Raw genomic sequence first — 26446 nt, forward strand, 5'->3', positions numbered from 1 at the left:
TACGCGGGGGTAATCAAAAGAATTATCCCCGCGCATCGCGCTGCCCTGCCAAAGCGGCTCTGCCAAATCAGAAATTATGCTCGACATTGAACGTCAGTGATCCATTTTTCGTGTCGGCGACATTGTCAAACTCCACGGTGGCGTTGAAAAGGGTCAAGCCATCCCCAGAGGCCGCCGAATATCCAAGTGCCGCGCCGGTTCCGCAAGCGCGGCCTCCCCCCGCACCCCTGGTTACGCGACAGGTCAATCGTGGCGAGAGAGAGAAATTTGCGACTGCGGCGCTATCGCGGCCATCGCCCAGCGGCCATTTAATTTGCGGCATGAACATCAGCTGCCCCATCTCCACATCGCCGCCGGCAAGATTTAGGTTATTGGCGGTCAACCCATAGGCTTGCGCCTCCACAGCCTGTGAGCCAACCCGCGATTTTGCATAGCTAAAGGACAGTTCTGGCCAGATCTCAATACGCGCCGTCTTGAACACGCCCGTGGCACTCGCGCCAAGCCGGAGCGTCGTGCTGTCAAAATCACTGTCCACCTGTAGAGTGCCATTGCTCACGACCAGTTGGTTTTTGTTGCGCCCCAGTGCAGCAAAACCCGTGATGTAGGACACGTCATTGAAAGAACGCAGCACATAGCCACCAGCATTCAACCCATAACTATCCTGCCGCCCGGAAAATGTTCCAGACAATCTTGCGCGGCCGACTTCAACCCCAAGGAAATATCCAAGCACCATATCGTGTGCCAGCTGCACTTCTAACGAGCTACGCCCATTGAAATACCCGCTAAAATTGCCATCTCGGTCACTTACAAAATTGAAGGCGCCGGTGGTCACCACTTCCGCCGACTGCTTCGCAACACTGGACAGCGCGAAGAAGTCACCGTTCAATCGGAACTCTCCATTATCGAACCGTGCAGCGCCATCCACATCGAGCGGAAGGAACCGATTGCTCTGCTGGCGATTCAACCTTTGACGCTGGACCAAGCGCTGCATGCCAGATCTGATCATGCGTTGATCAATCGAAGCTTGCGAGGAGAGCGTCTTCTGCGCCTGTCGCAAAACGATCTGTTCAAGTGTTGGTTGCGCCGCCGCCAATGCGCTCGCCGGTGTCCCCGCCTGTACATTTATCACATTAGAAGCGGTATTAACTGTCCCCCCTGCGCCGGAAACCGCCCCCGCCCGTTAGCGAAATCGAGACATTTGATGCCGAGGTGGGGGACACCGTAAGCGTATACGTTGTTCCGCTGCCAGTCATCAGTGTCGCGGTTCCATTTACCACCGTAACATCGGCTATGGTAAATTGTGTGACCGTTTGGGAGAAGGTGATCACAACCGAAAACGCGCCAGAAACAGGCGTTGTCGGCCCTGCAATCACAGCCTGCAAAGCAGCCGCGCGGGTCACGGTGACCGTATAGATGATCTTCGTCGTGCCGTCTTGCGCCGTCACCTCAACCAGGATCGGGTTGGCCCCCACCGCAAGCGCAATCGGATTGCCATTGTTCACCACCACAGTGGCATTGGGGTCATTCACCGTCGGCGTCAGCGTCAGTGTTGTCACCGCATTGGCCACTGTGAAGCTATAGGCCGTCGTCGCCGGCGCGAAACTGGGGGTGAGCGTGCCGGTGCTGCTGGTCAGGTTCGATAGCGTCGCGTCGCTGGACGGCAAGCGGGTCACGGTCACCGTATAGGTGAGTGTCGTTGATCCATCCTGGGACGTCACCGTGACTGCAATAGGATTGAGGCCTACGGACAATGTAATAGGATTGCCACCGTTAATGACGACCGTTGCATTTGGCTCATTAACCGTCGGTGTGAGGGTCACAGTCGTGGCTGCATGGGGCACGGTTACGCCGTAAGCTGTCGTGGCAGGAGCAAACACCGGCGAGAGACTACCGATACTCGAGATCAAATTAGACAAAGACGCGTCATTAGATTGTCGCGTAATGTTGACCGTATAGGTCAAAGTACTGCGATCCGGTGCGGTGACAACGATATTCACCGCTTGCGCGGTATTTGGGGTTGCTGTGAGCGGGACGGATGCAATGCCGCTGCCGGTTGTATTTAAAGTCAACGATGTGCCGTTTACGGCCGCAGAAGCATAGCTCAATTGTGTGTGATCAAACTCATTGACAGTGATATTCACAATCGCATTGGTTTGATAGGGCAAAGTCACGGAGTAGGTTTGAACACCCGGAGTGAAGGCAATGGGCGAAAGGGCCCCATTGACTGAAAGGCTCGCCAATGTGGCATCCGGAGATCGATTGAAAAAGCTAAGTGTTGGGGAGTTGGCAAACCCGCTTACGCCCGTGTAGGTCGCATGCATTCCAGTTGCGCCAGAGAACATTGACGTCAAATCAGCTGCTGTAACCGCCGGATTGAGGTTCCACCCTCGGATCTCTTGATCAAAGGTCGCAGCAGAATCCAGCATGTTACCGAAGCTGGTGACCGCATTGACATCCCAACGGCCAATATCCTGATCGAAGGCGGTGCTTTGCTGGAATGCCGAGGACATATCGGTGACCTTGCTTGTGTCCCAAAGAGAAATATCTTGGTTGAACGCGCTGGCCGAGGCAAAAGCAGAGGCCAGAGTTGTGACCCCCGACGTGTCCCAAGCGGAGATATTGGCATCAAAGGTTCCGCGCCCTTGAAAGACATTGCTGAGGTCGGTGACATATTTCGTTTTCCAGAAAGGCATGGTTGGGATGAGCTGTGCGGCGGCATAATTTGTACACAAGCCTGTAACGGGGGCTTCGTTCAAGCATCCAGCAACATGAGCCGCCAGGTTGGCGTCGGTGATGATCTCAGCGGTCAAGGTAAGCGTATAGGTCTGGGTTGTCCCGGTATCCGGTGATGTGACCTCAACCAGAACCACCTGACTGGGGGTGCTCGGGGTCATATTGAGCTGAACAGTATGCGTTAAGACACCCTGAGTGTTGAACGTGACCGGGGTTCCATCAATTTTGACAGTGGCATTTGGACGCTGAACATTGTCATATTCAGTCACCCAGGCGCCAATATCCAAAGTGGGCTTATCTGGCACTCGCACATTATAAGCCAGTGTTGCCGGGTTGAACGCGATGGCCACATTTGGCTCATTCGGAAAGTTCAAGTCCTCAAGGGTTGCCACATCCCGCGCATAAAAGAATTCACGGCGCGGTGTGTTTCCGAAGAAGGGATGTGCGTTGAATTTCGCCTGTTGAGACTGGGCATTATCAAACATATTCGTGAGGGTTGCCGTCGGTCCGACTTCCCAACGGCGCAGATCAGCATTCATAAATAATGCGTCTTTAAACATATAATCAAAGGAGGTAACCTTACTCGTGTCCCAAGTGCTGATATCCTGGTTAAAAAATCTTGACCCTTCGAAAGCACCGCCCATTGAGGTCATGTTCGACGTGTTCCAAAGACTAATATCCTGATTAAAAACTGTGTTCGACTGGAACATACCAGCTATGCTTGTGACGTTCCCTACGTTCCAACCACCGATATTGTAGTTAAATGCCGAATAGGCAAACATACCGCCCATGTCCGTGACATTGGACACATTCCAACCAGAAATATCTTGGTTGAATACCCGAGCGTCATAAAAGAGTCTGCTCATGGACGTGACCTTTGATACATCCCAATGACGGATGTCTTGATTGAAACTGTGTGCGCCTGAGAACACGGATCTCATATTCGTCAAATTTTGGGGGCGCCAAGGGCCAATATTCTGATTGAACGCCCTTGCGTCCTTAAACATGCGGCTCATGTCTGAGACATTGGTCACAGTCCAACCACCAATATCCTGATCGAATATTGTTGCGTTCTCAAACATACGGCTCATGTCCGTCACACTGGACACATTCCAATCCTTGAGACTGGAATTGAATGCCGCCGCTGACTCGAACATCGAGGACATATTTGCGACGTTGCCAACATTCCAGACCGACAGCGCCTTGTCGAAACTCGTCGCATTACCAAACATCGAAGACATATCGGTGACGTTGCCAACAAGCCACGTGGAGATGTCTTGATTGAATGCGGTTGCATTATTAAACATTGCCTGGATGTTTGTGACGTTGCTGACATTCCAGGCTGAAATATTGCCATTGAAGTTGGCATAGTTTTTAAACAAACTGCTCATATCTGTCACATGGATGACATTCCAATTCGACATAATGGGGCGGCCAGTGGTGGCGGCATAGTTCGTGCAATTCCCCGTTATGGGCGCCTCGGAGAGACATGCGTTGACCGCAGCGGCAATATTGGCGTTGGTAAGGAAATCGATCGTCAAATTCAGCGTGTAGGTGCCGACGGTCACACCGTCAGAGGCGGTCACTTCAATGGTGACCACCTGAGGTATTCCCACAGTACCGGTGAGCGGAAGCGTATACTTCCCATTCCCCTGAGGATCGAGCACAACCGGATTTGTGTCTACCGTGACCGTAGCCGTCTGGCCATTCACATTCGAGAAATCGGACACACCAAGGGAAATATCTATGCTGGGGTTGTCTGGAACCGTCAGATTGTACACTCTTGTTTGTCGATTAAACGAAATGGCAACACTCGGATCATTGGGAAACGACAAATTTTCCAATGTGTCAGTATCATACGCATAAAAGAAAGGCGCGCGCGGTGTATCTGCAAAATAGGTGGTGCCAGCAAATCTAGCATGCATCGCATTTGCCCTGGGAAACATCCCACGCAGATCTGCACCGGCCGTGACCGCCCATTTTCGAATGTCCTGGTTAAAGGCCGTCGCATCAGAAAACATACTGCTAAATTGAGTGACATTGGAGACATCCCAATCAGATATGTCTTGATTAAAATTTGCCGACTGTTGGAACGTCCCAAGCATATTTGTAACATTGCTGGTGTCCCATTTCGAGATGTCGCCGTTGAAGGTCGCAGCGCGCGCGAAAACCGCGTTCATCTGGGTGACGTCGGACACGTCCCAATTCGGCATCGTCGGAAGTCCCGCACCAGACGCCCAGTTTGGACAAATTCCGCCGACAGGATCCTCTGCCAAACAGTCAACAACAAATGACGCAATGTTCGTATCATCGATAACCTGGGTGGATAAATTCAAAGTGTAAGTCAAGACAGTGGTCCCATCAGGCGAGGTCACGTCGATGGAAACAGTTTGGGCTGGGTTTGCGCGGGTCATTGTGACTGGAACAGTATGGGTCGCATAGCCTTGCGCGTCTAGAACCAAAGGCCCACTCCCGCCAATGGACACAGATGCATTCGCGTGCCCGACATTGTCGAACTCGGTCGGCCTCACCCGGATTTCGATGCCCTTCTCATCAAAAATCGTTACATTGTAATTAAGTGTGTTTCGTTGGAAGTTAATCGTGGCGAGGCCATTGTTTGGGAATGCCAGTTCCTCCAAGGTCGCCACATTATCCGCATAGAAAAATTCCCGCCGTGGGGTGTCGCCATAAAGCGGATGGGTGCCATAGACAGCCGTCATCGCAGAAGCGTTTAGGAACATCTTGGTGCGATTCGCTGCAGCCGTGACCGTCCATTTGCGGATGTCCTGATTAAATGCATTCGCTTGCTGGAACATGTTTTTCATGTCGGTGGCGGCAGACGTATCCCAACCGCTGATATCCTGATTGAAGGCCTGCGCGATGTAGAATGTGCCATCGAAATTCTTCACATTGCTCACAGTCCACCCTGAAATGTCTCGATTGAAGGCGAGAGCATTTTGGAACATGCGGTAGAGCGAGGTTGCGTTGCTCATATTCCATTGAGAAATGTCACCATTAAAGGTGGTTCTGTTCAAAAACGCATTGCCGAAATCGTTCACATTGGTCACATCCCAGCTCGGGATCGCCCCAAATCCAGAGTTATCCCCCCAAGTGGTACACAGCCCGGTCACCGGCTGTTCAGCAAGACAGTTTCCGATATGCGCCAACAATATGGCGTTTGAATTGGGAATCGGGTTCACAGGGGTCACACCGTCGGACAGAAATTGCCCCGAAGCCGGCGTCGCGAAGAGCGTGAGCAGGGCCAAACAAAGCGCTATGAACTGGCGTGAAAAATGTACAGGCAAATGAAAAAGGTCTTTCATTGTTAATTCCGATAGTTTCGCCTTCGAGAGCAAATGGTTTCAAAGCAGCCGTGAGTGTGGGTCCGCGTGCGATTGCTAAGGTTCGACGGTTAAAGTGCCCTTAAAGGTGTTAAAAATGTTTGCACTAGATGTATAAAATTAAAGATGATCCTATCAAAAACAGGGAAAGCCCTCAAATCTCTAAATGTATTAAATTCAATGCACTAAAGGATAGTGTCACTCTCAAATTTCTAAAAGAAGTTCAAAAGGTGAGAGAGGTGCACAGCTTTTGAGACCACCTCGCGGCAACCATGAAACACTGCCCCAACCGCACTTGGTGAGACATTATTCAGGCCTCGCACACAGCGCATGCGGCAGGCAGTTTTATGGACCTTTGGTCAGGAAAGGCTCACAAGCCCCCGCAACACCGACACTGCGGAGCGCGGCGGTTCGGTGCATTCGCCCATCCATCCCCTGTCATGACACAGCCGGCGGTTGAAGATAATGTTTGCCGGCTTATTTGATACCTGTTGCCCTCAGGCCCGAGGCAATTTACCAAGACACCCAAATCCACCCGCATCATTCGGAGACAGAACATGGACGGAAATGACATATCCAACAGCGGCAAATGCCCGGTAATACATGGAACCGCGACCAATGCGGCCTCCCGTGGGCGGTCGAATGCCGATTGGTGGCCCAATCAGCTGAATTTAAAGATTCTCGCTCAAAATACGCCAGCCTCGGACCCGATGGACGCCGATTTTGATTATGCAACGGAATTTGCCAAATTGGATCTGGCTGCTGTCAAAGCCGATTTAACCGCGTTGATGACCGACAGCCAGGACTGGTGGCCCGCAGATTACGGGCATTACGGTCCCTTCTTCATTCGTATGGCCTGGCACAGCGCTGGCACCTATCGCACCGCTGATGGGCGCGGCGGCGCGGGGGCGGGGCAACAGCGTTTTGCACCGCTCAACAGCTGGCCTGACAACGGCAACCTCGACAAGGCCCGGCGCTTGCTTTGGCCCGTCAAACAAAAATACGGCAAGGCTTTGTCCTGGGCCGATTTGATGATTTTGGCCGGCAATGTTGCGCTTGAATCTATGGGCTTCAAAACCTTTGGCTTCGGAGGCGGTCGCGTCGATGTTTGGGAACCCGAAGAAGACATCTATTGGGGCACCGAAGAGGGCTGGCTTGACGACAACCGCTACAGTGGCGAGCGCGAGTTGGAAAACCCGCTGGCGGCCGTGCAAATGGGCTTGATCTACGTGAACCCAGAAGGCCCGAATGGCAACCCTGATCCCATCGCCTCTGGCTATGACATCCGCGAAACCTTCGCACGCATGGCCATGAATGATGAAGAAACTGTGGCGCTTGTGGCCGGTGGACACACTTTTGGCAAAGCCCATGGCGCCGGCGATCCCGAGCTGGTGGGCGCAGAGCCGGAAGGCGCGAGCATTGTTGAGCAAGGCTTCGGTTGGAAGAATGATTTCGAAAGCGGCCTGGGCATTCACACCACAACCAGCGGCATTGAAGGCCCCTGGACGTCTCATCCCACACAATGGGATATGGGCTATTTCGATCTTCTCTTCGGATATGACTGGGAATTGACAAAAAGCCCCGCTGGCGCGCAAATTTGGCATGCCAAAGGCCTTTCAGATGAGGACCATGCGCCTCAGGTCGACGGGTCGGGCAAAACTGTTCCCGTGATGATGACAACCGCCGATATGGCCATGCGCATGGATCCCGCTTATGAGAAAATCTCGCGGCACTTCCACGCCAATCCCGATGCCTTCGCTGATGCCTTCGCACGCGCATGGTTCAAACTGACCCACCGCGACATGGGGCCGAAAGTGTTGTACAAAGGTCCAGAGGTGCCTGCAGAAGATCTGATCTGGCAAGATCCCATCCCCGCCGGCAATGTGGAGGTCAGCGCAGCGGATATCGCAGATTTGAAAGCGGCCATCATGGGCACAGGCCTGTCGATCTCGCAATTGGTCTCAACCGCTTGGGCGTCTGCCTCAACCTTCCGCGGCTCTGACAAACGCGGCGGCGCCAATGGCGCGCGGCTGCGGCTTGCGCCGCAAAAAGATTGGGATGTGAACCAACCAGAGCAATTGGCCGAAGTCTTAAACGCCCTTGAAACCGTTCAGGCAGGCTTCAAGAAACCTGTTTCAATGGCAGATTTGATCGTGCTCGGGGGCGCGGCGGCTATTGAATCGGCCGCGAAAGCTGCGGGCTATTCGGTCAGCGTGCCCTTCACACCCGGGCGCGGCGATGCCACTCAAGAGCAAACGGATGCAGAGTCTTTTGACGTGCTAGAGCCACAGGTTGACGGGTTCCGCAACTATCAGAAGAAAAGCTTCAGCGTCTCTGCCGAAGAGCTCCTAATAGATCGCGCCCAGCTGTTGACCCTCAACGCCCCTGAGATGACTGCGCTGGTCGGCGGGCTTCGGGTTTTGGGCGCCAATAGCCATGGCGTCCAAGACGGCGTCTTCACCGATCGTCCTGAAACCTTGAGCAACGACTTTTTTGTCAACCTGCTCGATATGGGCACAAAATGGGTCGATGTTTCCGGTGACGAGACTCGCTTTGAAGGCCGCGATCGGGCCACTGGTGCCGTGAAATGGACCGCCAGCCGGGTCGATTTGGTGTTTGGCTCCAACTCGCAATTGCGCGCCTTGGCCGAAGCCTTCGCAACATCGGACGCTGAACCGCTCTTTGTGAAACGCTTCATTGCCGCTTGGACAAAAGTGATGGATGCAGATCGTTTCGATCTGGCTTAATCCACAACCAAACACCGACTAAATTAGAAAAGCCCGCTCGCAAGAGCGGGCTTTTTTATTTGACTTTAAAGCCGAACGATAAAAAGATTGCGCTCGAGGCAACGAGCTGAACCAAGTTTGCCGATGAATAATATGTTGTACAAAAGCTCAAACGCGGCCAAACTGTGGCCAGTTGCAGAGTTATAATGCGATTAAGTAATTTCGGGAGAAAACCAATGAAACTGAGCCTACTACCTGCGATTCTATTGACCACAACTGCATCCATCGCACAGGCCGGTGGGTTTGAAGCTCAAACCCTCGACACGGGCTTCATGTACGAAGAGGGCGCTGTTTTAACCGCCTCCACTGCGTCACTGAATTCCAACCTCACCGAGGCAAACGGCACGAAGATTTTGAAAGATCAAAATTTTACGAGTTTTTCGATCAAGTCGAAAGTTGGACCCCTCGACGTCGGGCTGACCACATATCGCTCTGGTGCCATCCAAATGAGCGGTGCGGCCAGCCCTACCTTATCACCTAACCCAATCCCCAATGCAGATGCGAATATTGAAACGCTTACGGCATTGCTTAAATATGACTTAAGTGAAAGTTTTTCAGTCTTAGCTGGCATCAACAGTGATAAACTCGGCACATCTGTCATCAGCACACCGGCAGGTCGCTATGACATTTCAAGCAGCTCAGGCACGGGCTACCTTGCCGGCGTCACCTATTCGCGACCCGCTATCGCACTGCGAGTCGAATTGCGGCTGCAAAGCGAGTCTGATTTATCAACGACAACAAACTATACTTCTCCAACCGGCACCACGCCGTTTCCATCGCCTCTCGCAACATCTCTCAAACGTCCGCAAACCATGACGTTGAATTTTCAATCTGGCATCGCCGCGGATACATTGCTGTTCGGTTCCGTGCATCGCGCAAAATGGGGCGCAACACCGATTACCGTCGGCGCAGCCACAACCCACGGCCAAGCCGCGATCAACAACAGCTTTAGCGATTCAACGAAATACAGCATCGGACTTGGGCGCAAGTTTTCAGACAAGATTTCAGCCTCGCTGTCCTACACCCGAGAAGCCGGTGTTGGAGCAACCGATACCAGCCTCTTCACAATTTCAGGGGGCAATCAATCCTATAACTTGGGAGTAAAGTATACGCTCAGCGAGACCACCAGCATCAGCGCAGGCTACAGCAGAACAGAGTTTGATGATGTGACCATCACGGGATATGGCCCCGCCTCGCCCGTTTACACCGGCAATTCAGCCAATACATTTGGTGTAAAACTTCAAGTCAATTTTTGAGCACTGAGCGCCACAGGGGGCCCTATCGCCTGTGGCGCGCACCCCATCTATAGCAGCCGCTCCAAAATAGCCCGCAGCGCAGCTGTCATAGGCATCGGCCGCCGCGTTTCACGATCCACATAGACATGCACGAAGTGGCCCTGCGCAGCGGCGCTTTGCGCCTCACCGCGAAAGAGGCCGACCTCATAGGTCACCGATGACGTGCCCAGCTTACGCAATTTGATCCCTGCTGTGACAAGATCAGGAAAAGCCAATTCGCTGAAATAGTGACAGCCCGTTTCGACCACCAAAAACACCCCAGCGCCGCCCCGGAAATCCAATGCGCCCTGCTCCAGCAAATGCCCATTCACAGCCGTATCAAAAAGCTGATAATGCACAGCATTGTTCATATGCCCATAGATATCGTTGTCGATCCAACGGGTGGTGAGGGTCGAAAAGGCGCGATATTGCGCGCGGGTGGTCGGAGCGGGTCTCACCAAGCGGCCTCATAAATTTTCAGAGCCGCGGCCTCATCGACAGGACGCGGATTATTCACCAAAAGACGCGTTTGATTCATGGCGTCTCGCGCCAGGATTGGCAGCGCCTCGCGCGCGATGCCCATGTCTCGCAAGCCTTGCTCAAGCCCGCAAGCCCGGCTCAAATCAGCCATACTTTCAGCAAACTGCAGGGCCGCCTCCGCCACGCTCATTGCGGGTAGATCCGGGAAAACATGTGGCAAGAGCGCCGCATAGGCCTGGGGCGCAACCTGCGCATTGAAGCGCAAGACATGCGGAAGAACCAAAGCATTCGAGAGCCCATGCGGGACCTTATAGTGTCCCCCAATTGGATAGGCCAAGGCATGCACGGCCGCCACGGGCGAATTGGCAAAGGCTTGACCGGCCAACATGGAGCCCAAAAGCATACCCGTACGCGCTTCGAGATCATCAGGCTTTTGCACGGCCCGCAACAGCATACGGCCCATGAGCCCCAGCGCCTCGACTGCCAGCGCACGGCTGATTGGATTGTTGTTGGCATTGACACTGGCGTAGGCTTCAATCGCATGAACCATGGCATCAATACCAGTTGCAGCCGTCACATGCGCCGGCAATCCAAGCGTCAGTTCCGGATCAAGCAGTGCCATATCCGGCAAAAGCAAAGGGCTCACCACGCCCATTTTCTCCGATGCCCCGGTGGTTACAATCGAAATTGGCGTCACCTCTGAGCCAGTCCCCGCAGTGGTTGGCACCAAAACCAGCGGCAAGCGCGGACCCTGTGCGTTGCCAATCCCGTAAGCTTCCGCCAATGGCTGATTTGAAGCGGCCAAAAGCGCGGCCAGTTTGGCCACATCCAAGGACGACCCGCCACCAAATCCAATCACCCCGGTTTTTCCGAGCGCTTGCTGAGCGGCCTGCAACACGATTTCCTCTGGTGGATCGGCTTGCACCTGATCAAAGAGCGTCACCCCCACGCCAGCCGCGCGCAGGCAATCTGTCGCCTGCTGCACAAGGCCGGTGGCCATCATGCCCGGGTCAGTGACCAAAAGCACCCGATCGCCGCAAATTGGGCGCGTGATCTGCCCCAACTCACCAGCCAAGCCCGCCCCCATACGCAGGCTCGGGGTGGTGTTAAAACTGAAGGGGTTCATCATAGGCCCAAGTCCTTCTTAGATTTTTTCCTGCGTGTGCTTACGCAGCTCCGCCCGGGCCACTTGCCGCCGGTGTACCGCATCCGGACCATCCGCCAGGCGCAGGGTCCGCAGATGCATCCAATAGGCAGCCAAAGGGGTATCTTGACTGATACCGCCCGCCCCATGCAGCTGAATGGCCTCATCCACCACCTTCAAAGCCATGAGTGGCGCCACAACTTTGATCTTGGAGATCCAAGGCGCCGCGGCCCGTGGATCGCCTTGGTCCATCATCCAAGCCGCCTTCAGACAGAGCAGTCGCGCCATCTCAATTTCCATGCGCGCATCCGCGATGATGTCAAAATTCGCACCCAATTGCGCCAAGGGCTTGCCAAAGGCTGTTCGGCTCAAACTGCGTTTGCACATAAGCTCCAGCGCCGCCTCCGCTTGGCCAATCGCCCGCATGCAATGATGAATGCGCCCGGGACCAAGCCGGCCTTGGGCAATCTCAAAACCGCGCTCCTCGCCCAGCAGCATGTTTTCGGCCGCGACTCGCACATTGGTGAAGCGCAAGTGATAATGCCCATGCGGCGCGTCATCATGGCCGTAAATCTCCATGGGCCGCAGTTTCTCAATCCCCGGCGTGGCCGCATCAACGACGATCATTGAATGGCGCTTGTGCTTGGGCGCATCTTCGGCACCGGTTTTCACCATCACGATATAGACCGCACAGCGCGGATCACCCGCGCCACTGGCCCACCATTTTTCGCCGTTGAGCACATAGTCATCGCCGTCCCGCACGCAGCTCAAGCTCAAATTCGTCGCATCCGAGGATGCCACATCCGGCTCGGTCATCACATAGGCAGATCGGATTTCCCCTGCCAAAAGCGGCGCAAGCCAGCGGGTTTTCATCTCTTCAGTGCCATAGCGCTCAAAGACTTCCATATTGCCCGTATCGGGCGCCGAACAGTTGAACACCTCGGCGGCCAAGGGTGATTTGCCCAGCTCCTCAGCCATGTAGGCATATTCCACCGTTGTCAGGCCAAAGCCTTTGTCGCTGCCGGTCAGCCAAAAATTCCACAGACCTTCCGCTCGGACCTTATCTTTCAGCCCGGTCATGATCTCCACCTGACGATCGGTCAATGTCCAGCGGTCCCCCTTGGAAACCTCCGCATGATATTCCGCTTCTAAGGGCATAATATCATTTCGAATAATTTCAGAAACGCGGTCCCGCAGCTTGGCGACACGCTCTGACAGTCCAAGGTTCATTTCCATATCCGCGCCCTCAATGTTCCAGTGATATTTTGCCCTTTACAGGCCTCCCTTTCATGAAACATACTCGCCAGTATGTTGTCAATGGAAGCCAAGTGATGTCAGATCTGGAACAGGCCTTCGCCGCGCAAAGCGGGCAGATCGGCGTGCACTTGGGGCACAGCCCCTGGATATTGATTGATCAAGCGCGGATCGATGCCTTTGCCGAGATCACCGAAGATCAACAGTTCATCCATGTTGACCCCGCCCGCGCTCGGGCAGAAACGCCTTTTGAGGGCACTGTCGCGCATGGGTTTCTGACCCTCTCCATGGCCAGTCGCATGGCACAAGACACTCTGCCCAACCTGCCCGGCCAGGTGATGAATCTCAACGCAGGATTTGATCGCTTGCGCTTTATCTCCCCGCTGCCCAGCGGCCGCAGAATTCGGGGCGCCTTTAAACTTAAAGACGTCACGAAAACCCAGGCCAATCACCTGCGCATCGTGACAGAGCTAACCGTTGAGATTGAACACAGCGACACGCCCGCCCTGGTCGCCGATTGGATCAATGTTGCCGTCTTCTCAGCACCGCAGCCACGCCATGAGGCCCGGCAGATATGAGCCAAACCCTTCACAAATATGATCCTGAACGCCTCTGCACATATTTGCAGCACCATGTGGCCGAATTTTCTGGATTGGCGGAGATCGTGAAATTTTCCGACGGCCAATCCAACCCAACATATAAGCTGACAGACACGGCCGGCCGCCATTTTGTGCTGCGCGCCAAGCCACCGGGCACTTTGCTCAAATCCGCCCATGCGGTAGATCGCGAGTTTCGCGTCATGACCGCTTTGGCCACGACCGCTGTGCCCGTACCTCAAATGTTGCATCTGTCAGGCGAGGACAGTCTCCTGGGCGCGCAATTTTTGGTGATGGAACATCTGGAGGGGCGGGTGTTTTGGGATCCCGCCCTCCCCGAGCAATCTCCAAAGTTTCGCCAAGACGCCTATCACGCCCTCGTGCGGACCCTGGCCGCTCTGCATGATGTGGATCCACAGGCCGTTGGACTGGCTGACTTTGGCAAGCCGGGCAATTATTTTTCGCGGCAAGTCGCGCGCTGGACCGGGCAATATCGTGCCTGTGAGACACAAACACGTCCCGATATGGATTGGACCATCGCTTGGCTGGAACGCAACATGGTGCCAGATGATGGGCAAACGTCTATCGTGCATGGGGATTATCGTTTGGACAACGTCATGTTCGACGCAGACACTCCCGATATGATCGCAGTTTTGGATTGGGAATTGTCCACGCTGGGGCATCCCTTTGCTGACCTTGCCTATCAATGCATGGGTCTGCGCCTGCCGCAAGATGGCATGATCAAGGGGCTTGAGGGCATTGACCGCAAGGCGCAGGGCCTGCCGGAAGAAGCGGACTATGTCGCGCAATACTGCGCTCTAAGAGGCATAGCGCCACCTGAGAATTGGGCGTTTTATATGGTGTTTTCCTTCTTTCGACTGGCAGCCATTTTGGAAGGCGTTTTGCATCGTGCCCAATCGGGAAATGCCTCAAACCCCCGGGGCATGAATACGATGAGCCGCAGCATTGCCACTCTGGCCCAGGCCGCAAAACACACCGCTCAGGGCCGCGTGTCATGATGCTCGACAGCACTTCGGTTAAGGGACGCATTTTAGATGCCGCCGCTCAGGCCTTTGCCACCCATGGGGTGGATCAGACCTCGATTGATGACATCGCCCGCGACCTTGGCGCCACCAAGGGCAAAATTTACCATCATTTCGGGTCAAAAAGTGAATTGGTCTGCGCCATTCGCAAACATTCCGTACAGCTCACGTTAGAACGAGTCCGCCCGCAGTTCGATGCCCCCCTGTCACCGCCGGAAAAATTTCACGCAATGGCCAAAGCGCATGTCATCGCGATGATATCAGAGCTGGCCTATCACCGGGTCGTGGTTGAGGAGATGCGCGGCTCAAAGACCGGCGGCGCGACACCGGCAGAGCGGGCTTTGCGCCTCGAAATCGCTGCGCTGCAATCGGAATATGAGGGCTTTTTCCGCAGCACATTGGCGACAGGTATCGCCAGCGGGCATTTTCGCGACCAAGACATTTCGATCGCGGTGCGGAGCTTTTTGATGATGCTGCATGCGCCGATCTATTGGTACCAGCCGCGCGACGCAGAAAATATCGCCACCATTGCCGAACAATTGGCCAATATGGCTTTGGGCGCAGTGGCAATGCCACAATGACATAATGAGATGTTGATCTCCCAAACACCTGCGTTTTACGCTGGCCGGGCGCTGCAATCGCAAAGGACGCTTTAATGACCCAACCTGTGACACTCTCAACGGCCGGTTCTATCGCCGTCATTGAGATCAATAACCCGCCAGTCAACGCGCTGAGCCAGGCCGTACGGCAAGGCTTGCTTGATGCGGTGGTGCAGGCGGATGCAGATGCGGCCGTCACAGCCATTGTGATCCTTGGGGCGGGGCGGAGCTTTCCGGCCGGGGCGGATATCAAGGAATTTGGCCAACCGATGCAGGATCCGCATTTGCCGGATGTGATTGATCGTATTGAAAGCTGCAGCAAGCCCGTGGTGGCCGCCCTGCATGGCACGGCTTTGGGGGGTGGATTTGAGATTGCCCTCGGCAGCCATTACCGCATCGCTGTGCCTTCAGCGCGGGTGGGCTTGCCGGAAATTCATCTCGGGCTCATCCCCGGCGCCGGTGGCACGCAGCGTTTGCCGCGCTTATGTGGCGCTGCCATGGCGCTGGATATCATGTTCAAAGGCACACCCATCAGCGCGCAAGACGCTCTGGCCGCCGGATTGATCGACCGTTTGGCAGAGGGAGATTTGCGCCAGGCTGCTTTGATTTATGCCGCAGAGCTCCAAACCCCGCGCCGCAGCCGAGAGGCCACCTCAGGCCTCGCAGACAAAGCCGCCTTCGAAGCCGCGTTGACAGATGCCGAAGAGACGGCCAGAAGCCGCATGCGCGGGCAAATGGCCCCGCTCAAGATTGTCCAATGCCTGCGCGCCTGCATCACCCAACCTTTCGCCGATGGGCGCCTGTTCGAACGCGATTGCTTTTTCGAATGCCTCGCCTCGGAGCAATCTAAAGGTATGATTCATGCCTTTTTTGCCCAGCGCGCCAGTGCCAAAGTTCCCGAAGCCAGCCGCGCAGAACCGCGCCCCCTCAACCGCCTTGGGGTGGTGGGCGGCGGCACGATGGGCGCGGGCATCACCGTTGCGGCCCTGAACAGCGGCCTGCCCGTCACGATGATCGAGCGCGATCATGACAGCTTGGCGCGGGGCCGGGCCAATGTTGAGCAGGTCTATGATCGCCTGATTGCCAAGGGGCGCATGAGCGAGGCGCAAAAATCTGATATTATGGCCAGATATCAAGGATCAACGCAGTTTGCCGATCTGTCGGAGGCCGACATGGTGATCGAAGCCGTTTTTGAACGGCTTGATGTCAAACGAGCTGTGTTTGAACAGCTCGACAAAGTGCTAAAGCCCGACGCGGTTCTGGCCTCCAACACAAGCTATATCGACATAGATGAAATTTCCAGCGTCACCAACCGCCGTAAACATGTGCTCGGCCTGCATTTCTTCAGCCCGGCAAATATCATGAAGCTGCTGGAAATTGTCGTCCCGCAAAGCGCCGCCGATGATGTGGTCGCAACAGGCTTCGCTTTGGCCAAAATTTTGGGCAAAATCCCCGTGCGCGCTGGCAATTCCCCTGGGTTTATTGGCAACCGCATTCTTGGCAAATATGGCGATTGTGCCGCCCATATGATGGAGGACGGCGCCACGCCCTATGAGATTGATGCCGCTATTGTGGAGTTTGGCTATCCAATGGGCCTTCATGCCATGTATGATCTGGCCGGGCTGGACATCGGATGGGACAACCGCAAAGCCGCACAGGGCAAGCGCAACCCGGTGGAACGCTATGTTGAGATCGCCGATCGCATCTGTGAGCGCGGCTGGTTTGGGCAAAAAACTGGGCGCGGCTTTTATCTGTACCCTGACGGCGCACGCATCGGCGCGCCAGATCCTGAGATTCTTGCTCTGATAGAGGCGGAACGCGCCAAAAAATCCATCACAGCCCGCAGATTCACCGCCGAAGAGATCATGGCGCGCTATCTGGCCGCAATGGTCAATGAAGCCTGTGAAGTTCTGCGCGAAGGGGTGGCCTTGAAACCCTCCGATATCGATGTGACCTTCGTGCACGGCTATGGCTTCCCGAGATATCGGGGCGGGCCGATGAAATTTGCTGACAGCTATGGTCTGGCTCGTATGCTGGACGACATCCGCCGCTATGGGCAGCACGATCCGATATTTTGGCAAGCCTCGCCGTTACTGGTAGAGCTGGTGGCCTCGGGGCAAACTTTCAACGACCTGAACAAAGGATAGAGCTATGGATCTGAACTTCACCGAAGCTGACCAGGCATTTCGCCAAGAGGTCATCGAATTTTTGAACTCCGAATTGCCAGCTGATATTTCACGGAGGGTTCATGCGGACCTGCCTGTGAGCAAAGAGGACACAGAATTTTGGCATGCGGTTTTACATAAACGCGGCTGGCTGACGTACAATTGGCCCAAGTCCTTTGGCGGTGTGGGTTGGAGCCCCGTGCAGCAATTTATCTTCGAAGAAGAATGCGCCGCCGCTGGTGCCCCGCGTATCTTGCCGTTTGGTCTTAAGATGCTGGCGCCTGTATTGATGGCTTTTGGCTCAAAAGAGCAGCAAGAGCACTGGCTCCCGCGCATGTGCGATGGCACGGATTGGTGGTGCCAAGGTTATTCAGAGCCAGGATCTGGATCTGATTTGGCCAGTCTCAAAACGAGCGCTGTCAAACAGGGCGATCACTATGTGATCAATGGTCAGAAAACTTGGACCACATTGGGCCAATACGCCAATATGATCTTTTGCCTCGTGCGCACGGACAGCGATTGCAAACCCCAGGCTGGAATTTCTTTCATATTGGTGGATTTGGCAACGCCAGGTATCGAGATGCGCCCCATCCGCACTCTGGACGGAGGGCAGGAGGTGAATGAAGTATTTTTCACAGATGTCCGCGTTCCCGTTACAAATTTGGTGGGCGAGGAAAACAAAGGCTGGACCTATGCGAAATATTTACTGGCCCATGAACGCAATGGCATCGCCAATGTGGGCATTTCAGGCCAGAAACTTGCACGGCTCAAACGCCTGTCCCTGACCCAAAAACGCGGGGGGAAGCCTCTGGCCGATGATCCATTGTTTGCAGCAAGGCTGGCGCGTTTGGAGATTGAGCTGCGCAATCTGGAGACCACAAATTTGCGGGTCCTCGATGGGTTCTCCAAAGGCGCTGGACCAGGGCCCGAAAGCTCTATGTTGAAAATCATCGGATCGGAGTTAGAACAGAACTTCGACGATCTCACCCGCCGCGCCCTGGGACGGCAGGCACAGGCCCATACTCCCGAGGTGTTTGAACCGGGCTACAACGGACCACAGGTCGCGCCACAAGATATGGCCAATCAATCTGCCGCCTATTTCAACAAACGCAAGGTGTCGATCTACGGCGGCTCAAATGAGATACAAAAAAACATCATCACCAAAATGATATTGGGGCTTTAAATTATGGATTTTCAACCCACGGAAGAGCGCCGCATGCTGGCCGATATGATCGGCAAATTCATTCAAAATGACTATCCGCTGAACGCGCGACTGGCAGCGGGCACCAGCGCTTTGGGCTATTGCCCCGAGGCCTATAGCACAATGGCACAGCTGGGTTTGATCGGCGCATTATTTGACGAGGAGGTTGGCGGCTTTGGCGGTTCAGGATTTGACATCGCCACTGTCTTCACGGAGCTGGGCAAAGGTTTGGTGCTTGAACCGCTCAATGACACCGCTCTGACCAGTGGCTACATTCTGGCGCAGACTGGCCAGTTGAAGCTGGTGGAACAGATCATCCTTGGCCAAAAACGGGTGGCGCTTGGTCTTATCGAAAATGGTGCCGATTATGATTGGGGCGCGCCAGAGACACTGGCGCGCCAATCGGGCGATAAATGGCACGTGAGCGGCGTGAAAACCTGTGTGAAATTCGCCCATGGGGCTGATGCGATAATTGTCAGCGCGCAGACGCCATCGGCGCCGGGGATCAGCTTATTTTTGATTGAGGCCTCCGCTGCGGGGCTTGTGGAACATCCGTTCCAAACCGTCGATGGGGGCAATGCCTGCGAGATCACGCTGCATAAGACACCAGCTCAACTGTTGGGTGTCGAAGGTGCGGCCTATCCGTTGATCGATGCTGCAGCCGCACGCGCCACTTTGGCCCTCTGCGCCGAGGCCTTGGGGTTGATGGAGCGGATCAAAGATATGACCATCGACTATATGCGCACGCGCAAACAATTCGGCAGCGTGCTGGGCAAATTTCAAGCGCTGCAACATCGCGTGTCGCAGATGCTGCTCGAAATTGAGCAGGCAAAATCGGCGGTTATCAATGCCGCGAATGATTTGCAGGCTCCCAGTGATGAACGCAACCGCGCCATCTCTGCGGCGAAATATTCCATCGGCCGCATTGGCTGCGCCGTTGCCGAAGAGGCGATCCAACTGCACGGCGGCATTGGAATGACCTGGGAGTATGATTTGGGGCATTTTGCCAAACGGCTTGTGATGATTGATCATGAATGGGGCGATCAAGACGATCACCTGATGCGCTTCGCCCAAAGCTGACCACCTACAAGCGGGCACCGTCGAATATCCTCAGCCGTCTCGAGGCTTACCAGTATATTTCGACCTATCCAAAAGTATATTATTATATTTAAATATACTTTTTTTCTCCTAATATAATCTATTCGATAGTGCCATCTCAGAGGAAGTTTAGATATTACCAAGGTGAGATAGCCACCGTGCAGAAGTGTCATAAAGAGCCTGAAAGGGGACATGATCAAATGCCTGCAATCACCGACAGCCCCCTCGCCCGTTCCACTGAGGCCATACGCCTCATTGGCATCCATGGGCCAATTAAGCTGCGGGATCTTGAGGCGCATGTATCGTTCTCTCGCTCTGCCTTGCATCGGATTTGCGCCCAACTTGAAGCATTGAACTGGGCGCGGCGCCGGGTCTCGGACAAAGCCTATGTTCTCACATATGCCACTGATGATTTTTTTGCCTCAGCGCAATTTTCAGCTCCTGAAGTGGACCAAGTCCAGCCGGTTTTGGCCATGGCAAAGGTGGAGGGGTGCTACGACCTCACACTCTCAATGTTCAAAAACAAAATGCATCTCGCAGATGTCGACAGCACCAAGCCGCCGACCGACTGGGCCGCGGAACATTCGCTGTTTTTCTCAAATGCGGCGCTTTCTGCGCAGTCGGTAATGTCTGAGCAAATGCAAAAAACGCTCATCGCCAAGGCCATGATCCAGGCGACCCCAGAGGAGCAGACCTATCTGCGCATGGGAAAATACCACGAAGAGATCCACAAAGCCCGGATGCGTGGTTATGTGCTCGACAAGACCCTGCCGTCGATCTCGTTTAGCTGGCACGCAGAAACCAGCGCGATTTGCACCCTGACCATAGAACCGGCCCTAGCAACCCTCAGTGCGCGGCAAGAGTTCCTCAAAAACCACCGACGCATCATGGAAAGATTTTCGACCACATGCGGGGACCACTTTCAATCAGATGAGGCGGCCATGAGTGAGTTACGGGCCTACGGCTGAAATAAAACGCAAGGGCCCAACCATCTGTTTCTTGTCATGTTGCGCAGGACGGCCTACCTACGGGATAAGTCCCCAAGGAGGCACAGCATGCATCAGCCCGGTGAAACCTATGACGATATCCGCGAGGCCGTTGGCAAACTCTGCGCGCAATTTCCCGGAAGCTACTGGCGTGCATTGGATCGGGGGATGGCCTATCCGGCCGCTTTTGTGCAGGCTCTGACGGAGGCTGGATGGCTGGGGGCTTTAATTCCTGAGGATTTTGGCGGATCCGGCCTGCCGCTCTCTGCCGCGGCGATAATTTTGGAAGAGATTCACAGATCTGGGGGCAATGCGGGCGCTTGTCATGCACAGATGTATACCATGGGAACCCTGTTGCGGCATGGCTCAGAGGCGCAAAAGCGCCAGTATCTGCCTAAAATTGCAGATGGAACCCTGCGATTGCAAGCCTTTGGCGTGACAGAGCCCAGCTCAGGCACTGATACAGGCGCGTTGCGCACCACCGCCAAGCGCGATGGGTCAGATTATATCATCAATGGGCAGAAAATTTGGACCAGCCGGGCCGAGCATTCCGACCTCATGCTGCTTTTGGCGCGCACAAGGCCACTGGAGGAGGGGATGAAGAAGACCGAAGGCCTGTCGGTTTTGCTGGTCGATATGCGCCAAGCACTGGGCAACGGTCTCACCCTACGGCCCATCCGCACCATGATGAACCATGCCACCACAGAAGTCTTTTTTGACAATCTCCGCGTGCCAGTGGAAAACTTGATCGGCGAAGAAGGCAAGGGATTTCGCTATATTCTCTCAGGCATGAATGCCGAACGCATTTTGATTGCCTCTGAATGCATTGGTGATGCGAAATGGTTTATCGAACACTCCGTAGCATATGCGAAAGACCGCCAAGTCTTTGATCGCCCGATCGGGCAAAACCAAGGCATACAATTCCCCATTGCCAAGGCCTATGCCAATATGCGCGCCGCTGAATTGATGGTGAAACAGGCGCTGGCCCTGTATGAAACCGGTGGCAATCCCGGCGCTGAGGCCAATATGGCCAAAATGCTGGCGGCGGATGCCTCAAATGAAGCGGCCAATGTTGCGGTGCAAACCCATGGTGGGTTTGGCTTTGCCGAAGAATATGACATTGAGCGCAAATTTAGAGAAACGAGACTCTATCAAGTGGCACCGATCTCAACAAATCTGATCCTGTCCTATCTTGCGGAACATGTTTTAGATCTGCCGCGGTCTTATTGAAGCCAAACCCCTGCCCCTGCTGACCTTGGAAGGTTGAGGCAGGGACAAGGGCCAAGCCCTAGACCGTTAGGATGGTCGAGCCAGTTGTGCGGCGCGCTTCCAATGCGTCATGCGCCGCTGTGACATCGTCCAAAGCAAACTCTTGCCCGATCACGATTTTCACATCGCCAGATATGACCTTGGAAAAGAGATGCCGCGCCATCTCCTGGCAATCTTCATGCTTGCCAATATGAGTAAAGAGCGTCGGACGGGTGATCTTCAACGAACCTTTCGCCCCCAATTGTGCCAAGTTAAACGGTGGAACTGGCCCCGAAGCATTGCCGAAAGTGATCATCATGCCCAGCGGCTTGAGGCTATTGAGGGATCCTTCAAAAGTACTCTCTCCCACAGAATCCATCACCACATCGACCCCTGCACCCCCGGTCAATTCCTTGACCTTCTCTTCGAAGTTTTCCGTCGTGTAGTTGATGCAATGCGTTGCCCCATGGTCCAAGGCCAATTGGCATTTTTCATCGCTGCCAGCAGTGCCAATGAGGGTAATGCCCTCTGACTTCGCCCATTGGCAGGCAATCAAACCGACGCCGCCGGCTGCCGCATGAAACAATACCGTATCGCCTTTACTCAGCGGCGTGGTGCGATGAAAGAGATATTGCACGGTCATGCCCTGAAGCATCATGGCCGCGCCCTGCTCAAAGCTGATCTCATCGGGCAAAGGACAAACCTGCGCCGCCGGCATCACCCGGCGCTCACAATAAGAGCCTGGCGGCATCGAAGCATAGGCCACACGGTCCCCAACCTTCACATGGGTGACCCCTGCCCCTACGGCTTCAATCACACCGGCTGCCTCCATACCAAGGGCTTGAGGAAGGGACAGAGGGTACAGACCCGTGCGTTGATACACATCGATATAGTTAAGCCCGCAGGCTTTATGAGCAATGCGAACCTGCCCATCGCCGGGCTCTCCGGCTGGCATGTCCACAATCTTCAGTTGATCGGAACCCCCAAATTCTTTGATCACAACGGTCTTATTCATCACACTCTCCCTATTTGAAAGATAAGTGTAACGCATTGCCTTGCCGGTACAATCGCAAATTCTACTCCCATGTGATCTATGTCGCTGGTCACCTTCGGCCTTTGGCCTTAGGATCAGCACATGATTACATTTGCCCTTGCCATAGTCCTCATGCTTGCCACCCCCGGTCCGGGGGTTCTTTCTGCCGCAGGCGTTGGTGCTGGGTTTGGTGCCGCGGCAGGGCTGCGCTACGTGGCCGGGCTTTGCATTGGGCAGGCCTTGGTTTATGCGGCCGTCGCGGCTGGCCTCTCGGCCTTTGTGCTCGACACGCCCTGGTTGCGGCTTACATTAATGGCGCTGTCGTTTCTATATCTGCTGTATTTGGCAAGCCGGATCGCTTTTGCCGGCGCGCAAGTGGCCTTTATTAGATCCGAAACCCCGCCAGGGCTCATGGCCGGCTTGCTCTTGCAACCCATCAACCCAAAGGCCTATGCGGTGCTCACCGCTTTGATCACCGGATTTCCACTCTATGAGAACGCCTATTGGAGCGAAGTCGCAATAAAATTTGTCATTTTAAATCTCATTTGGGTCCCGATCCATGTGGTTTGGGTCCTTTTTGGTGTCTCCCTCAAGCGGCTTAACCTTTCGTCCACCGCGCAACGGGCGATCAATATATCAATGGCCTTGTCGATGTTACTCGTGGTTGGCCTCGCCGCTTGGACGCTGGTCTAAGCGGGCCGCGCGAAACAAGCGCTCAACCAACCGCTTTCGGGCGGAGGGCAATGCCCGATCCCCCAGTGATGGCGCCAACCATTTCTCCAAAAAATACCCAGTAGTGCGCAGCCCTTCGGCAATCTCGCCATTATCCGCCACACTTTGCCCGATCATACAGGGCACCAGTGGCAACAGCTGTGTCTTCCAGCGCCCCGCATGATGTGCCGCCACAGCCCGGCCGGATTTTGGCGACACATAAGCCAGATCCTCAGTCGCCCCAGACACCGCGCAACAGCTGAGATCCAAACCAAAGCCCAAATCCTCCAACAGCTGCATTTCCCAGTGTAAATAGGCCAATGGCCAAGCCTCTGTCAGGCAAATCAAATCCAAAAGATTGATCGAGGCGCTATAGAGTGCCCCATGCACCTCGCGCTCGGGTAGGGCAAAGCTCAAAAGCCCAACAACAGATGTCAAACCGGCCAAGGCCAAAGGATCCGCCATGACCTGCGCGGCCCGGCTGCGCAGAGGTTCAACCGTAAATGCGCCCATATGCTCTTCAAGCCTGGCCTTCCAGACCACCTCAAATTGACCCCCAGGCTGCAACATAGGGGCTTGCTTGCGCCCAGCGCCACCGCGCACAACACCCGCGTGTTTTCCATGATATTCTGTGAACACCTCAACGATGACGGCCGCTTCACCATGCTTGCGCACGGCCAATAAAACCCCCTCATCCCGCCATTCTATCAAAACATAGACCCCAACTCACATTCGACAGGGATAGATCAGCCCCGCCTAGGCCCAGACTATCCAGACGCTTGAATAATGTTAAGCGTTTTGCCGCGGCCCATCGCTATTCGCTCAAGCCGGGTTCATCGAGCAAATGACGGCCAAGCCGGTCTTCCACTTCAATCACCCAAAGGTCAGGATCAAAGCCCCGCTGGCGGGCAACCGCACGGTCCAAATCAGCCTCATCGCCCGAAATCAGCTCAACCCAATTGCGCGCACCGCTTTGTAAGTCAAATGAGCGCTGAAAAACGATGCCCTGCCCATCCAAAAGGTTGAGCTTGACCAAAACCGCCCCCGCCGTGGCGTCTCCGCGCTGAACCACGAAGGCCGGGATATCCGCAAGGCGCAGGCGCGTGAGATAGGCAGAGACCCAAATATCGCTTGTCAGGCGGATCATTCGTTTCCGTCGCGAAAATCGAGGCCCATTTCCTCGTAACGCTCTTTGTCTTCCAGCCAATTCGGGCGCACTTTGACCTGTAAAAACAGATGCACCTTGCGGCCCAAGAATTCTTCCAACTCTGTCCGCGCTTGGGTGGACACGGCTTTGATCGTCTCTCCGCCCTTGCCGAGCACGATACCCTTGTGGCCATCTCGCATGACATAGATGAGCTGATCGATTTTACACGAGCCGTCTTTACGCTCTTCCCAAGCCTCCGTCTCAACAGTCAGCTGATAGGGCAATTCTTGGTGCAAACGCAGGGTCAATTTTTCCCGCGTGGTTTCCGCGGCCAGCATCCGCAGCGGCAGATCGGCAATTTGGTCTTCAGGATAGAGCCAAGGGCTGTCAGGCAGCTGGCCGGCGATCCAAGTTTTCAGTGCCGCACAGCCGTGCCCCTTCTCTGCGGAAATCAGGAAGGTCTCCACAAAATCAAAGGCCTCATTCATCGCCTTGGTCAAAGCCAAGAGCTCTGCGGCCTGCACCTTGTCAATTTTGTTAATCGCCAATGCAATTGATTTGCCTTTGGGAAGATCCTTGAGCGCCTCCATAATCGCATCCACGCCCTCTGTGACACCGCGATGCGCTTCAATCAAAAACACCGTCAGATCGGCATCGGCAGCGCCCCCCCAGGCAGATTTCACCATCGCGCGATCCAAACGGCGTTTGGGGCGGAAGATGCCTGGAGTATCGACGAAAACAATTTGCGCCTCCCCCTCGAGTGCGACACCGCGAATACGGGCGCGGGTCGTCTGCACCTTATGGGTTACGATAGAAACCTTGGCCCCCACCATACGATTGAGCAGGGTCGACTTCCCTGCATTAGGTTCCCCGATCAGGGCCACAAATCCGGCGCGTGTGCTCATGCCCCTAACCTTTCCAACAATAATTTTGCCGCAGCCTGTTCGGCCTGGCGTTTCGATCCAGCTTTGGCCTGCGCCGCTTCGCCGGAATGCAATCTCACTTCAATCTCGAATTGCGGCGCGTGATCCGGGCCGGAGCGGGACAGTTCAACATAATTTGGTGGAGGACCTTTGCGCGCCTGCGCCCATTCTTGCAAAGCGGTCTTTGGGTCGCGCGCATCGGCCTTGACGGAGGTGATCCGCGTATTCCAAAGCCGCAAGATCAGCGCCTGCGCTTCAGTAAAGCCACCATCGCGATACACCGCAGCAATCAGCGCTTCCATGGCATCGCCCAGCAATGCTTCCTTGCGCCGCCCGCCGCTGATCATCTCAGAGCGACCCAATTTCAACAGGTTGCCAATGCCAATAGAGCGCGCCACATCTGCACAGGTTTCCTTGCGCACCAGAGCATTAAAACGCGGCGCCAATTGCCCCTCGGTCGCCTTCGCATCCAGATCCAACAAAGCCTGCGCCATCACGAGCCCAAGAACCCGGTCACCCAGAAACTCAAGCCGTTCGTTGTCCGAGCGGGTTGCCGAGGAGATACTGGAATGAGTCAAAGCTGTGATCAGGAGCCCCGGGTCTTTAAACTCATAGCCGATATCGGCTGAAAACTGGCGTAACTCAGAAGAAAGTTTGATCATAGCGAGACCTGGAAGATACAGA

General features: G+C 54.9%; 21 protein-coding genes. 11 read left to right on the top strand and 10 right to left on the bottom strand.

Annotated elements, in window-relative coordinates; all coding sequences use genetic code 11:
* Positions 1–67: 67 nt before the first annotated feature.
* Positions 68–1129, bottom strand: coding sequence for an autotransporter domain-containing protein (locus RCA23_RS13005; protein WP_044050674.1), 1062 nt, complete (start codon positions 1127–1129; stop codon positions 68–70).
* Between the two features lie 13 nt (positions 1130–1142).
* The gene (locus RCA23_RS16075) at positions 1143–6056 is read right to left on the bottom strand and encodes a BspA family leucine-rich repeat surface protein (RefSeq protein ID WP_052377184.1); all 4914 of its coding nucleotides are present in this window, start codon (positions 6054–6056) and stop codon (positions 1143–1145) included.
* A gap of 575 nt (positions 6057–6631) precedes the next feature.
* On the opposite strand from RCA23_RS16075, the gene katG reads away from it, so the two are divergent.
* The gene (katG, locus tag RCA23_RS13015) at positions 6632–8821 is read left to right on the top strand and encodes a catalase/peroxidase HPI (protein WP_044050675.1); all 2190 of its coding nucleotides are present in this window, start codon (positions 6632–6634) and stop codon (positions 8819–8821) included.
* A gap of 215 nt (positions 8822–9036) precedes the next feature.
* Entirely contained in the window at positions 9037–10116 is a 1080-nt protein-coding gene (locus RCA23_RS16080; protein WP_052377185.1) for a hypothetical protein, read from the top strand.
* 47 nt (positions 10117–10163) lie between these two features.
* On the opposite strand, the gene RCA23_RS13025 is transcribed toward RCA23_RS16080, so the two are convergent.
* From RCA23_RS13025 to RCA23_RS13035, 3 genes are read right to left on the bottom strand one after another with little or no spacing between them, the layout of a single operon-like run.
* Positions 10164–10592 carry an acyl-CoA thioesterase gene (locus RCA23_RS13025; protein WP_044050676.1) on the bottom strand — a complete coding sequence of 143 codons (429 nt, stop codon included), beginning with the start codon at positions 10590–10592 and terminating at the stop codon, positions 10164–10166.
* Positions 10589–11743, bottom strand: coding sequence for an iron-containing alcohol dehydrogenase (locus RCA23_RS13030; protein ID WP_347721363.1), 1155 nt, complete (start codon positions 11741–11743; stop codon positions 10589–10591). The genes RCA23_RS13025 and RCA23_RS13030 overlap by 4 nt, the downstream gene beginning before the upstream one ends.
* A 15-nt stretch (positions 11744–11758) precedes the next feature.
* Positions 11759–12994 (bottom strand): acyl-CoA dehydrogenase family protein, encoded by a 1236-nt coding sequence (locus RCA23_RS13035; protein ID WP_044050677.1) that lies wholly within the window; start codon positions 12992–12994, stop codon positions 11759–11761.
* Between the two features lie 53 nt (positions 12995–13047).
* Between RCA23_RS13035 and RCA23_RS13040 the strand changes: the two genes are divergently transcribed.
* From RCA23_RS13040 to RCA23_RS13075, 8 genes are all read left to right on the top strand, one after another.
* Positions 13048–13590, top strand: coding sequence for a MaoC family dehydratase (locus RCA23_RS13040; protein ID WP_271548394.1), 543 nt, complete (start codon positions 13048–13050; stop codon positions 13588–13590).
* Positions 13587–14627 (top strand): phosphotransferase family protein, encoded by a 1041-nt coding sequence (locus tag RCA23_RS13045; protein ID WP_044050678.1) that lies wholly within the window; start codon positions 13587–13589, stop codon positions 14625–14627. The genes RCA23_RS13040 and RCA23_RS13045 overlap by 4 nt, the downstream gene beginning before the upstream one ends.
* Entirely contained in the window at positions 14624–15232 is a 609-nt protein-coding gene (locus RCA23_RS13050) for a TetR/AcrR family transcriptional regulator (RefSeq protein ID WP_044050679.1), read from the top strand. The genes RCA23_RS13045 and RCA23_RS13050 overlap by 4 nt, the downstream gene beginning before the upstream one ends.
* Before the next feature lie 74 nt (positions 15233–15306).
* A complete protein-coding gene (locus RCA23_RS13055) occupies positions 15307–17397 on the top strand; it encodes a 3-hydroxyacyl-CoA dehydrogenase NAD-binding domain-containing protein (protein ID WP_044050680.1) in 2091 nt (696 codons plus the stop codon).
* Positions 17398–17401: 4 nt separating this feature from the next.
* Positions 17402–18598, top strand: coding sequence for an acyl-CoA dehydrogenase family protein (locus RCA23_RS13060; protein WP_044050681.1), 1197 nt, complete (start codon positions 17402–17404; stop codon positions 18596–18598).
* Positions 18599–18601: 3 nt separating this feature from the next.
* Positions 18602–19696 carry an acyl-CoA dehydrogenase family protein gene (locus tag RCA23_RS13065; RefSeq protein ID WP_044050682.1) on the top strand — a complete coding sequence of 365 codons (1095 nt, stop codon included), beginning with the start codon at positions 18602–18604 and terminating at the stop codon, positions 19694–19696.
* Positions 19697–19914: 218 nt separating this feature from the next.
* Positions 19915–20682, top strand: a complete 768-nt coding sequence (locus RCA23_RS13070) for an IclR family transcriptional regulator (RefSeq protein WP_044050683.1) — start codon at positions 19915–19917, stop codon at positions 20680–20682.
* Positions 20683–20769: 87 nt separating this feature from the next.
* Complete coding sequence (locus tag RCA23_RS13075) at positions 20770–21930, top strand: acyl-CoA dehydrogenase family protein (protein WP_044050684.1); 1161 nt, start codon at positions 20770–20772, stop codon at positions 21928–21930.
* Positions 21931–21988: 58 nt separating this feature from the next.
* On the opposite strand, the gene RCA23_RS13080 is transcribed toward RCA23_RS13075, so the two are convergent.
* Positions 21989–22963: an NADPH:quinone reductase gene (locus RCA23_RS13080; protein ID WP_044050685.1), complete on the bottom strand. Its 975-nt coding sequence runs from the start codon at positions 22961–22963 to the stop codon at positions 21989–21991.
* A gap of 120 nt (positions 22964–23083) precedes the next feature.
* On the opposite strand from RCA23_RS13080, the gene RCA23_RS13085 reads away from it, so the two are divergent.
* Entirely contained in the window at positions 23084–23674 is a 591-nt protein-coding gene (locus RCA23_RS13085) for a LysE family translocator (RefSeq protein ID WP_044050686.1), read from the top strand.
* Here RCA23_RS13085 and recO read toward each other — a convergent pair.
* The 4 genes from recO to rnc all read right to left on the bottom strand — a co-directional run bounded on the left by recO (position 23636) and on the right by rnc (position 26421).
* A complete protein-coding gene (gene recO, locus RCA23_RS13090; protein WP_052377287.1) occupies positions 23636–24400 on the bottom strand; it encodes a DNA repair protein RecO in 765 nt (254 codons plus the stop codon). The two genes, RCA23_RS13085 and recO, sit on opposite strands and share 39 nt — an antisense overlap.
* 106 nt (positions 24401–24506) lie before the next feature.
* Positions 24507–24839, bottom strand: a complete 333-nt coding sequence (locus RCA23_RS13095) for a DUF1491 family protein (protein WP_044050687.1) — start codon at positions 24837–24839, stop codon at positions 24507–24509.
* A complete protein-coding gene (era, locus tag RCA23_RS13100) occupies positions 24836–25744 on the bottom strand; it encodes a GTPase Era (RefSeq protein WP_044050688.1) in 909 nt (302 codons plus the stop codon). Before era ends, RCA23_RS13095 begins: the two co-directional genes overlap by 4 nt.
* A complete protein-coding gene (gene rnc, locus RCA23_RS13105) occupies positions 25741–26421 on the bottom strand; it encodes a ribonuclease III (protein ID WP_044051580.1) in 681 nt (226 codons plus the stop codon). The genes era and rnc overlap by 4 nt, the downstream gene beginning before the upstream one ends.
* Positions 26422–26446: the final 25 nt, after the last annotated feature.

It is taken from the genome of Planktomarina temperata RCA23, assembly GCF_000738435.1.
In the GTDB taxonomy this organism is placed as follows: Bacteria; Pseudomonadota; Alphaproteobacteria; order Rhodobacterales; family Rhodobacteraceae; genus Planktomarina; species Planktomarina temperata.